Origin of the sequence: Massilia timonae CCUG 45783 (assembly GCF_000315425.1) — a bacterium.
Taxonomy (GTDB): domain Bacteria; phylum Pseudomonadota; class Gammaproteobacteria; order Burkholderiales; family Burkholderiaceae_D; genus Telluria; species Telluria timonae.
This window is the reverse complement of the sequence record NZ_JH992923.1, coordinates 770491-781533: the sequence shown is the minus strand read 5'-3', so window position 1 is coordinate 781533 and position 11043 is coordinate 770491. Positions and strand designations below refer to the sequence as shown.

At 65.6% G+C, this 11043-nt stretch carries 11 protein-coding genes; 5 read left to right on the top strand and 6 right to left on the bottom strand.

Features of this window, described 5'->3' with window-relative positions; translation table 11 throughout:
- The coding region (locus HMPREF9710_RS13445) for an IS110 family transposase (protein ID WP_005667151.1) at positions 1 to 609 on the top strand (609 nt) is incomplete at its 5' end.
- A gap of 13 nt (positions 610 to 622) precedes the next feature.
- On the opposite strand, the gene HMPREF9710_RS13440 is transcribed toward HMPREF9710_RS13445, so the two are convergent.
- Together HMPREF9710_RS13440 and HMPREF9710_RS13435 are read right to left on the bottom strand one after the other, a co-directional pair.
- Positions 623 to 1273 carry a YitT family protein gene (locus tag HMPREF9710_RS13440; RefSeq protein WP_229409792.1) on the bottom strand — a complete coding sequence of 217 codons (651 nt, stop codon included), beginning with the start codon at positions 1271 to 1273 and terminating at the stop codon, positions 623 to 625.
- Between the two features lie 344 nt (positions 1274 to 1617).
- Complete coding sequence (locus HMPREF9710_RS13435) at positions 1618 to 2523, bottom strand: LysR substrate-binding domain-containing protein (protein ID WP_005667149.1); 906 nt, start codon at positions 2521 to 2523, stop codon at positions 1618 to 1620.
- 96 nt (positions 2524 to 2619) lie between these two features.
- Between HMPREF9710_RS13435 and HMPREF9710_RS13430 the strand changes: the two genes are divergently transcribed.
- Both HMPREF9710_RS13430 and HMPREF9710_RS13425 read left to right on the top strand, forming a co-directional pair.
- On the top strand, positions 2620 to 3702 hold the full coding sequence (locus HMPREF9710_RS13430; RefSeq protein ID WP_005667147.1) for a tartrate dehydrogenase: 1083 nt from the start codon (positions 2620 to 2622) through the stop codon (positions 3700 to 3702).
- 79 nt (positions 3703 to 3781) lie between these two features.
- Entirely contained in the window at positions 3782 to 4603 is an 822-nt protein-coding gene (locus tag HMPREF9710_RS13425) for an SDR family NAD(P)-dependent oxidoreductase (protein ID WP_005667146.1), read from the top strand.
- Between the two features lie 3 nt (positions 4604 to 4606).
- Here HMPREF9710_RS13425 and HMPREF9710_RS13420 read toward each other — a convergent pair whose 3' ends face one another.
- Entirely contained in the window at positions 4607 to 5773 is a 1167-nt protein-coding gene (locus tag HMPREF9710_RS13420; protein WP_005667145.1) for a mandelate racemase/muconate lactonizing enzyme family protein, read from the bottom strand.
- A 95-nt stretch (positions 5774 to 5868) separates the two neighbouring features.
- Here HMPREF9710_RS13420 and HMPREF9710_RS13415 point away from each other — a divergent pair, with 95 nt between their 5' ends.
- Positions 5869 to 6780 carry a LysR family transcriptional regulator gene (locus HMPREF9710_RS13415; protein WP_005667144.1) on the top strand — a complete coding sequence of 304 codons (912 nt, stop codon included), beginning with the start codon at positions 5869 to 5871 and terminating at the stop codon, positions 6778 to 6780.
- Between the two features lie 139 nt (positions 6781 to 6919).
- Positions 6920 to 7549 (top strand): PEP-CTERM sorting domain-containing protein, encoded by a 630-nt coding sequence (locus tag HMPREF9710_RS13410; protein WP_005667143.1) that lies wholly within the window; start codon positions 6920 to 6922, stop codon positions 7547 to 7549.
- Here HMPREF9710_RS13410 and HMPREF9710_RS13405 read toward each other — a convergent pair.
- From HMPREF9710_RS13405 to HMPREF9710_RS29020, 3 genes are all read right to left on the bottom strand, one after another.
- Positions 7546 to 8322: a sulfite exporter TauE/SafE family protein gene (locus HMPREF9710_RS13405; RefSeq protein WP_005667142.1), complete on the bottom strand. Its 777-nt coding sequence runs from the start codon at positions 8320 to 8322 to the stop codon at positions 7546 to 7548. The genes HMPREF9710_RS13410 and HMPREF9710_RS13405 overlap by 4 nt on opposite strands.
- Positions 8323 to 8385: 63 nt before the next feature.
- The gene (locus tag HMPREF9710_RS13400) at positions 8386 to 10587 is read right to left on the bottom strand and encodes an NADP-dependent malic enzyme (RefSeq protein ID WP_005667141.1); all 2202 of its coding nucleotides are present in this window, start codon (positions 10585 to 10587) and stop codon (positions 8386 to 8388) included.
- A gap of 149 nt (positions 10588 to 10736) precedes the next feature.
- Positions 10737 to 11043, bottom strand: a 307-nt coding sequence (locus tag HMPREF9710_RS29020; protein WP_005667140.1) for a helix-turn-helix domain-containing protein, incomplete at its 5' end; no start/stop codon positions are given.

Genomic DNA, 11043 nt, shown 5'->3' with positions numbered 1-11043 from the left:
TGGACCTTGCGCGTGCAGTCCCTGAAGGACATTCGGCAGCAGGAACAGAACCGCATAGAAGCGCACATCGTGGCAGGCTTACAAGACGTTGCCGACAACGTCGCTGAGCACATCAAATGGCTTGATGCCGAGATTCGAAAGCTGCAGGATGATATCGACGATCACATTGATCGCCATCCAGGATTGAAGAACGATGCCGCACTCATCGCCAGTATCCCTGGGCTGGGGATGACGACGGTTGCCCGCATACTTGGCCATCTTGGCGACATTCGTCGCTTCAAAAACGCGAAAGCCTTCGCTGCCTTCCTGGGCGTCGCACCCAAACAGCGAACCTCGGGCACGTCGCTCAAAGGCCGCACAATGCTCTGCAAAACCGGCAGCACATCGCTACGGGCAGCGCTTTTCATGCCCAGTATGGTCGCACGCCGACACAATCCAATCCTGCATCAATTCGCCGAACGCCTATTAGCGAACGGCATGGCCAAGCGAGCAGTGATCAGCGCTGTTACCCATAAGCTAGCGCATCTGATCTACGGCGTCGTTCGAACCGGCAAGCCATTTGACGCCAATTACCTTCACAAAAACCTTGCAATCCAAGACGGTATCTGACCCTCGTTGAGGGTTAGCTGCCGAAGTAGCGGCCGGCGCGGTGCCAGGCCATGACCATGCTGCTCATGGCGATCGCGCTCAGCGCGGACCAGCCGACCAGGTGCGGAGCCACCAGGCCCAGGGCCAGCAGCAGGATGACGCCGTCGATCATGACCTGGGTGCGGCCGGCGTTGATGCCGTGTTTCTTTTGCAGCCACAGGGTGACGATGCCGGTGCCGCCGACGCCCGCGCCGTGGCGCGCCATGGCCAGGATGCCCATGCCGCAGAAGGTGCCGCCGCCCAGCGCCGCCGCCACGGGGTGGATGTGGTCGATCACCAGCACGTAGGGCATCAGCTTGAGCAGGCCCATCACCAGCGCGCTGCCGGCCAGCGACTTGAAGGTGAAGAGCGGCCCCATGAACAGGTAGCCGAACAGGAAGAACGGCACGTTGATCATCATGAACAGCGTGCCCACCGACATCCCGCTCACGTAGGACGTCAGCAGCGCGATGCCGGCCACGCCGCCGGTGATCAGTTGCGCCGCCTGCAGCAGCACGATGCCGATCACGACGAACAGCACGCCGACGGCGATGCCGTAGACGTCATCGAGCGGCGAATGCGGCTTGACCACGACAGCACGCTGGGCCGGCGATGCCGGACCCGGAAACATGACAGATTGGCTCATCAGCGCACCGCTGCATCGACGATGATGAAAGCGATCGCCACGCGAACGGACAGGGTCCGCCGGGTGGCCGTGCAGGGGGTAGCGACAAGCGACGAGCTGAAGTTCATGTTCCTTGCGATATGGTAGTAACAGGGATGGCGGCGCGCCGGGTGGGCGCAAATGCACGAAACGCACGGGGTATGGTGTGCTTCGGGTCGCTATTATCGCTCATGTTGCGGCGCAATGTCGATACGCCACGCATCGATGCGTACCAGATGAGAAACACCCGAGGGAACACCCTTGTGCAGCGCACTATCGCGGTGCGCGCAGCTACTATTCCGGTGCGGTTTCGACCACGAGAATCCCTATTCCGGTGCCTGCATCGCCAGCTCGCGCTCCAGGAACTCGACGCACACCCGCACCTTCGCCGAATTGCCCAGCCGCTGCGGATACACCGCCCAGACATTGGCTTCCTGGGTGAAGTCGGGCAGCAGTTGCACCAGCCGCCCGGCATCGAGATGGGGCTGGGCATGCCAGCGCGAGCGCAGGATGATGCCGGCGCCGTCGAGCGCCCAGCGCAGCGCGATCTCGCCGTGGTTGGTCGACAGCGCGCCCGAGACCTTCACCGTTTCCTCGCCGCCGCGCGCGCGCAGCCGCCACACGCCGAACGGGTGGTCGCGCTCCTTGATCACCAGGCACTGGTGCCCGGACAGCTCCTGCAGCGAGCGCGGCGCGCCATGCTGCGCGAGGTAGTCCGGCGCCGCGCACAGGATGCGGTGGTTCGCCATCAGGCGGCGCGCGATCAGCTGCGGCGCGATCTCGTCGCCGATGCGCACGTCGAGGTCGAAACCTTCGGCCACCGGATCGACCAGGCGGTCGAACACCTCGAACCGGATCTGCAGCGCCGGATAAGCGCGCACCAGCTTGGCGATGGCCGGCGCTACCACATTGCGCCCGAAGCCGAAGCTGCTGCAGATGCGCACCCGGCCACTGGGCTCGCGGCGCCGCTCGGACACCTCGTCGACCAGGTCGTCCAGGCTGTCCAGGATCGCCTGGGCCCGCCCGAAGGCCTGCTCGCCCTCTTCGGTAATGACGATGCGGCGCGTGGTGCGCTGGAACAGCCGCACGCCCAGCGCTTCTTCGAGCACGCCGATGCGCTTGCTGACATAGGCCGCCGACATCCCCAGCTCGGCGGCGGCCTGGGCGAACGAACCCTTGCGCACGACGGTCACGAACACACGCAAGTCGGCATTCTCCAGCAGATTATTCACGCTACGTGTTCCTTGATACTACGAAAGGCCATATTATAAACAGAGTGTTTCGGATTATGCTCACCACACTCATCCAGCACTCAGGAGCCACGCCCCATGAAAACCCACAAGATCGCAGTCATCGCCGGCGACGGCATCGGCAAGGAAGTCATGCCCGAGGGCCTGCGCGCCCTCGAGGTGGCTGCCCGCCGCTTCGGCATCGGCTTCGAATTCACCACCTTCGCCTGGGCCGACTGCGACTACTATGCGCAGCACGGCAAGATGATGCCGGACGACTGGCGCCAGCAACTGGACGGTTTCGAAGCCATCTATTTCGGCGCCGTCGGCTGGCCCGAGACGGTGCCCGACCATATTTCGCTGTGGGGCTCGCTGCTCAAGTTCCGGCGCGAGTTCGACCAGTACGTCAACCTGCGCCCGGTGCGCCTGATGCCCGGCGTGCCCTGCCCGCTGGCGAACAAGAAGCCGGGCGACATCGACTTCTACGTGGTGCGCGAAAACACCGAAGGCGAATACTCCTCGGTGGGCGGCAAGATGTTCGAAGGGACCGAGCGCGAATTCGTGTTGCAGGAATCGGTCTTCACTCGCCACGGCACCGACCGCATCCTCAAGTACGCTTTTGACCTGGCCCAGCGCCGCCCCAGGAAACACCTGACCGCCGCCACCAAGTCGAACGGCATCTCGATCTCGATGCCCTACTGGGACGAGCGCGTGGCCGCCATCGGCCAGCAGTATGGCGACGTCAAATGGGACAAGTACCACATCGACATCCTGTGCGCGCGCTTCGTGATCTCGCCCGAGCGCTTCGACGTGGTGGTGGCCTCGAACCTGTTCGGCGACATCCTGTCCGACCTCGGCCCGGCCTGCACCGGCACCATCGGCATCGCGCCATCGGCCAACCTGAATCCGGAACGGACCTTCCCTTCGCTGTTCGAACCGGTGCACGGCTCGGCGCCCGACATCTACGGCAAGAACATCGCCAACCCGATCGCGATGATCTGGTCCGGCGCGATGATGCTCGAGTTCCTGGGCCAGGGCGACGCCACCTACACCGCGGCGCACGACGCCATGCTGGCCGCCATCGAGAAATGCCTGGTCGAGGGCCCGCGCACGCCGGACATGGGCGGCGCCGCCAACACCACCCAAGTGGGACAGGCGGTCGCGCGCTATCTAGACGCCTAGAAGCGATTTGCCCAGCCGGACGAGGGCAATTTTTTCAGCATGCTACGCTGGCCCCAACGATCAATCGAAGGAGCCAGCAATGACAGAGCAAACCCATCGTCCCCTGGCGCTGATCACCGGCGCCTCCAGCGGCATCGGCTACGAACTGGCCCACCAGTTCGCGGCCGACGGCCATGACCTCATCATCACCGCCACCACGCAGGCCGGCCTGGACGCCGCGGCCGACGAGCTGAAAAGCCGCGGCGCGCAAGTTGCCACTGTGGTGGCCGACCTTACCGACTTCGACGGCGTCGAAACCCTGTACGCGGCGGTGCGCGCCGCGGGCCGCCCGCTGGCCGCCGCCGCCCTCAACGCCGGCGTCGGCCTGGGCGGCCGCTTCGTCGGCGGCACCGACCTGCAACGAGAGATCGCGATGATCCAGCTGAACACGATCTCGCAAGTCCACCTGACCAAGCGCATCCTGCCCGACATGGTCGAGCAAGGCGCCGGCAAGCTGCTGTTCACCGCCTCGATCTCGGGCACCATGCCGACGGCGTACGAGGCGGTGTATGGCGCGACCAAGGCCTTCCTGGTGTCGTTCGCCGAAGCGGTCAAGTCCGAGCTCAAGGACAGCGGCATCGAAGGCATTACCATCACGCTCTTGATGCCGGGCCAGGTCGACACCAATTTCTGGCCGCGCGCCGACATGCTGACCAATAAACTCGGCGTGGGAGAAAAGGCGTCGCCGGCGAAGGTGGCCGCCGAAGGCTACGCGGCGCTCAAGGAAGGCAAGGACCGCATCGTCGCGGGCCTTGCCAGCAGCAAATTCATCGGCAACGTCGTCAACAACCTGGCGCCCGATACCGTCAAGGCCGACCTGCACGCGGCCCAGGCCAGGCCCGGGTCAGGCCTGAAAGACTGACTGTCAATCGGTCAAGCGCCGCATTTCGGCGATCAGGTCGGCCTTCCCTTCGAAGCCGATCCCCGGCAGGTCGGGCATCGTGATGTATCCATTCTCGACCTTCACCCCGTCCGGGAAGCCGCCATACGGCTGGAACAGGTCGGGATAGGACTCGTTGCCGCCCAGCCCCAGTCCGGCCGCGATGTTCAGGGACATCTGGTGGCCGCCATGCGGAATGCAGCGGCTGGCCGACCAGCCGTGCTGGCGCAGCATGTCGAGCGTGCGCAGGTACTCCACCAGGCCATAGCTCAGCGCGCAATCGAACTGCAGCCAGTCGCGGTCCGGACGCATGCCGCCGTGGCGGATCAGGTTGCGCGCGTCCTGCATCGAGAACAGGTTCTCGCCGGTGGCCATCGGCTTGTCGTAGTAGTTGCGCAAGGTGGCCTGCAGTTCGTAGTCGAGCGGGTCGCCGGCTTCCTCGTACCAGAACAGGTCGTACTGCGACAGCGCCTTGGCGTAGCGGATCGCGGTGTCCAGGTCGAAGCGGCCGTTGGCGTCCACCGCCAGCTTCTGGCCATCCCCCAGCACGCTCAGGATCGAATCGATGCGGCGCAGGTCTTCGTCAAGCGAAGCGCCGCCGATCTTTTTCTTGACCACCGTGTAGCCGCGATCCAGGTAGCTGCGCATCTCGTCCTTCAGCTTGCCGTGGTCCTGGCCCGGATAATAATAGCCGCCGGCCGCGTAGACGAACACTGTACGATCCGGCTCGCCGTTGCCATACCGCTCGGCCAGCAGCTGGAACAGCGGCTTGCCGGCGATCTTGGCGGTCGCGTCCCACACCGCCATGTCGATGGTGCCGATGGCCACCGAGCGCTCGCCATGCCCGCCCGGTTTCTCGTTGGTGAACATCGCCTGCCACACCTTGTGCGGATCCAGGTTGTCGCCGTCGGCATCGAGCAGCGACGCCGGATCGGCCTCGAGGATGCGCGGGATGAAGCGCTCGCGCATCAGCGTGCCCTGGCCGTAGCGGCCGTTGGAATTGAAGCCGTAGCCGATCACCGGCTTCCCGTCGCGCATGACGTCCGTGACGACGGCGACCACGCTCAGCGTCATCTTGCTGAAGTCGATGTAGGCGTTGCGGATCGGGGAGCTGATCGGGACGGTTTTTTCGCGGATCTCGACGATTCTCATCTGGTGTTCCTTCGCTTGCGGTTGTACGAGCCACCAGATTATTCGCTCCAAAGGCGGTTATGATTGAGCCGGATTCACTAGATTCTTAACCTGCGGTGAAAAACGAGCTCGCTTCCCACCTCGAATTCTTCGTCCTGCTGGCGCGCCACGGCAACCTGTCGGCGGCCGCCCGCGAACTGGACCTGACCCCGCCGGCCGCCACCAAGCGCCTGGCCCAGCTCGAAGAACACCTGGGCGTGCGCCTGGTGAACCGTACCACCCGCACCAGCAGCCTGACGCCCGAAGGCGAAACCTATCTGCACTACGCGACCCGGATCCTGGCCGAGCTGCGCGAGATGGAAGAAGCGGTGTCCGGCACGCGCTCGGTGCCGCGCGGCCTCTTGAAGGTGAACGCGTCGCTGGGCTTCGGACGCACGGCGATCGCGCCGCTGGTATCGAGCTTCGCCCAGCGCTATCCGCAGGTCGAGGTGCAGCTCGACGTCACCGACCGCCCGGTCGACCTGGTCGCGGGCGGCATCGACCTGGCGATCCGCTTCGGCGAACTGCCCGACCAGCGCCTGGTGGCGCGCCGCATCATGTCGAACCGGCGCTTCCTGTGCGCCTCGCCGCGCTACCTCGAACGGCATGGAGAGCCGACGACCCTCGACGAGCTGGCGGCGCACCGCTGCATTGTCCACCGCCAGAACGACGATGCGTACGGCGTCTGGCGCCTGGTGCACGAGGGACGCAGCGTCTCGGTGAAAGTTGAGGGCGCGCTGTCGAGCAACGACGGCGACATCGCCTTGGGTTGGGCGCTGGACGGACACGGCATTCTGGTGCGCTCGGAATGGGACCTGAAGAAGTATGTGGAGAGCGGACGCCTGAGGATCGTCATGCCCGGCTACATGCAGCCAGGAGCCGACCTGTATCTGTATTACCCCAATCGCCAGCACCAGTCGGCGCGGGCGCGCGCCTTCATCGCGTTCTTGCTCGACCGGTTCGGTGACGACGACGGCATCGCCAACTGATTTTTGCTGTCGGCCGGCATTACAGGCGTCCGACAAAATCGCATAGATGAAACGCCAAGTCCTTGATTGCAATAATTTTTGATTTTTTGGCACGTTACTTGCTCCCTGCCCGGTTTTCATTTAACCAGGGAGAGACAACATGATCAAGAAAGTAATTGGGCTCGTTGCAGGGCTGCTGTGTGCGCTGCCAGCATGGGCGGGATACGTGCAATATAATTTCAAGGGCCCGCTAACCGGGTACTTCGTGCAGCACGATACCGATGGGTCCATTGCCGATTTCAGGTTCGGACTACCGATCCAGGGAGTCGGCCAGCCGTTCGAAATGCGCATATCACCGGAGCATTCCGAAGGCAGTACCCAGATCACCGAAGTGAGCACCCATTTCTTGCGCGACGGCCCGACCAATTTCCGCATCTACAGCAACTTTGGCGGCGACCAGTACACATCGTTCAGCATCAGGTTCGCATCCGACCCATCGGGCATCCTCTATTACACTGCCCATTACACGACTTCGATATACCGGGTTACGGAGGATGGCCCCGGCTTCTACGACTTCGCAGGCGCCCACCGAGGCACCGTCTCCGCAGGGTCCCTGGACCCCGGGTATGAGCAGTGGCTCGATTTTAACGGCGGCTACCAAGAACACGTGTCCCGCATCGTCCCGCGCTACGTGGGGCCAAACGAGGTGCCGGAACCGGCCACGCTGGCCCTGCTCGCAATCGGCGCGACGGGACTGACATTGCGCCGTCGCCGCGCCCGCGCGGTTTAGCCCGCCGCAGCGCCGCCGGTCACCAGCATGGTGACGGCGGCCGCCAGCAGCACCGTGCTGAACGCCACCCGCAACAGGCGTGCCGGCAAGGTATGCGCCAGGTGCACGCCCCACGACACGGTCAGCACGCCGCCCAGCGCCAGCGGCAGGCCGACCTGCCAGTCGACCGCGCCGCTGTGGCCATAGGTGGCCAGCGCCACGAAGGCGCCCGGCACCACCAGCGCCAGCGCCATGCCCTGGGCGCGCGTCTGCGGCATCTTGAACAGGCTCACCAGCGCCGGCACCACCACCATGCCGCCGCCGATCGTGAAGAAGCCCGACACCGCGCCGCTGGCGATGCCGATCGCCGGCATCAACCGGCCCGGCACTTCCTTCACGGGCGGGGGTGGCGCGCCGGTCTTGCGCCGCGACGGCCAGCCGAAGTACAGCGCCAGCGCGAGCAGGAACAGCGCGAAGGCGTAGTGCAGCACCTCGGCGTCGATCGCCACCGCGAAGCGCGCCGCCAGCCAGGCGGTCCCGATCGAGCACAGGCCGGCCACGCCGACCGAGCGCAGGTCGACCGGATGCTTCTGGTGATAGCGCCAGAAGCCGATCGCCACGTTCGGCGCGATCATCACCAGCGCCGTGCCCTGGGCCAGGTGCTGGTTCATGCCGTACAACAGGCCCAGCACCGGAATGGCGATCAGGCCGCCGCCGATGCCCAGCATGCCGCCGGCGATGCCGAGCGAGGCGCCCAGGCCGAAGTTCAATGCGAGGTCGATCACGGAAATCATGGAGAAAGCCAAAAAACGCGACGGCCCCTCGCAAGGGGCCGCCGGATGGGGAGGGTTAGCGCATTAAACGACTTGCGCGGCAGCCAGCGCCGTCATGTTGACGATGCGGCGCACGGTGGCGCTCGGGCTCAGGATGTGCACCGACTTGGCCGCGCCCAGCAGGATCGGGCCCACCGTCACGCCCTTGCCGCTGGCGACCTTGAGCACGTTGAACAGGATGTTGGCCGCGTCCAGCGACGGCATCACCAGCAGGTTGGCGCTGCCCGCGTAGCCGGCGTCGATGTTGTAGATGTCGCGGATTTCCTGCGACAGCGCGGCGTCGCCGTGGATCTCGCCGATCACCGCCAGCTCTGGGGCCTGTTCCGCCAGCAGGGCGCGGGCTTCACGCATGCGGCGCGCCGACGGACGCTCGGACGAGCCCTGCGACGAGTGCGACAGCAGCGCCGCCTTCGGCTCCAGGCCGAAGTGCTGCATGGCGTCGGCCGCCAGGCGGGTGATCGCCGCCAGTTCCTGGGCGCTCGGGGTCTCGTTGACGTAGGTGTCGGTGATGAACAGGGTCAGCTTGTCGAGCACCAGCGCGTTCATCGCGGCCAGCACTTCGGCGCCCGGCGCCACGCCGATCTCGTTCCGGACGTGTTCCAGGTGGCTGTCGTAGCTGCCGGTCATGCCGCAGATCAGGGCGTCGACCTGGCCCGACTTGAGCAGGCGCGTGCCCTGCAGCGTCGTGTCGCTTTCCGCCGCGATGACCGTGTAGTCCACGCCCGCCTGCAGGCGCAGGCCGGCCTGCTTGACGGCGCGCGCGATCGCGCCCTCGTCGCCGATCAGCACCGGCTGGGCGATGCCCTCGTCCACCACCGTCTGCACCGCGCGCAGCACGCGCGGCTCGCCCGCTTCGGCGTAGGCCACCTTGCGCAGGTTGGCGCGCGCCTTGTTGAACACCGGCTTCATGAAGAAACCGGTGTGGTAGATCATCTGGCCCAGCTGGTCGCGGTAGGCGTCCATGTCCGCGATCGGACGGGTCGCCACGCCCGATGCGGCGGCCGCCTCGGCCACGCGCGGCGCGATCGCCGCCAGCAGGCGCGGATCGAACGGCTTCGGGATGATGTATTCGGGGCCGAAGGTCAGGTCCTGGCCTTCGTAGGCCAGCGCCACAACGTCGCTCGCCTCGGCTTCGGCCAGTTCGGCGATCGCGGTCACGCAGGCCAGCTTCATCTCGTCGGTGATGCGGGTCGCGCCGCAGTCCAGCGCGCCACGGAAGATGTAAGGGAAGCACAGCACGTTGTTGACCTGGTTCGGATAGTCCGAACGGCCGGTGGCGATGATGACATCCGGACGCGCGGCCTTCGCCACTTCTGGACGGATCTCGGGTTCCGGGTTGGCCAGGGCCAGGATCACCGGCTTGTCGGCCATGGTCTTGACCATCTCGGCGGTGAGCACGCCGGCGGTCGAGCAGCCCAGGAACACGTCGGCATCCTTGACGATGTCGCCCAAGGTGCGGGCATCGGTCGCCTGCGCATAGCGCGCCTTGTTGGCTTCCATGTTCGCTTCGCGGCCCTGCCAGATCACGCCCTTCGAATCGGTGACGTAGATGTTCGACTGCTTCACGCCCAGCAGCACCATCATGTCGAGGCAGGCGATGGCCGCCGCGCCGGCGCCCGAGCAGACCAGCTTGATCTGGCCGATGTCCTTGCCGACCACCTTCAGCGCGTTGAGCAGCGCGGCGGTCGAGATGATGGCGGTGCCGTGCTGGTCGTCGTGGAAGACCGGGATGTTCATGCGCTCGCGCAGCTTCTTCTCGATGTAGAAGCATTCCGGCGCCTTGATGTCTTCGAGGTTGATGCCGCCCACGGTTGGCTCGAGCATGGCGATGGCGTCGACCAGCTTGTCCGGATCCAGCTCGTCCAGCTCCAGGTCGAACACGTCGACGCCGGCGAACTTCTTGAACAGGCAGCCCTTGCCTTCCATGACCGGCTTCGACGCCAGCGGGCCGATATTGCCGAGGCCCAGCACCGCGGTGCCGTTCGAGATCACGGCCACCAGGTTGCCGCGCGAGGTGTAGTCGAAGGCGGTCGCCGGGTCGGCGGCGATTTCCTCGCAGGCGTAGGCCACGCCCGGCGAGTAGGCCAGCGACAGGTCGCGCTGGTTCGACAGCGGCTTGGTGGCCACCACTTCGATCTTGCCGCGGGTCGGGCTGCGGTGGTATTCCAGCGCGTCGATGCGCAATTGGGTGTTCTGGGCTTCGTTCAGATTACTATCGGTACTCATGGTCTTCCTATAACTTGGGTGTCGCGGCGTGGAAGGCGGCCTTCCATTCATGGGCAAACATTCTAGCCGAAGCGACACCATCGCGTGCGGAAGCGGTTGCGCACGGTCGTGCGCTTTTCTGGACAGGCCGGCGAAGCGCCGGCGCCATGTCACGCCCCCTCTTCCAGCGCCGAGTGCCGCCAGCGCCAGGCGTTCGTGGCCAGCCAGCCCGGCACGTCGCCGTGCGCCTCGCCGCTGCCGGGAATCAGGTCGGCCAGGGTCACGCGATTGAGTTCGGCCAGATAGGCGGCGGTGGCCACCGCCAGCGACTGCTGCAGGCGGTCGTCAGGCTGGCCGCATGGCGGCCGCTCGCCATCCGCGCCGCCGCGCGCGCCGCGCGCGCCGAGGAAGTGATGCGCCAGCTGCGCACCGGCGCCGACTTCGCGCGCATGGCCTCGACCTATTCCGACGCGCCCG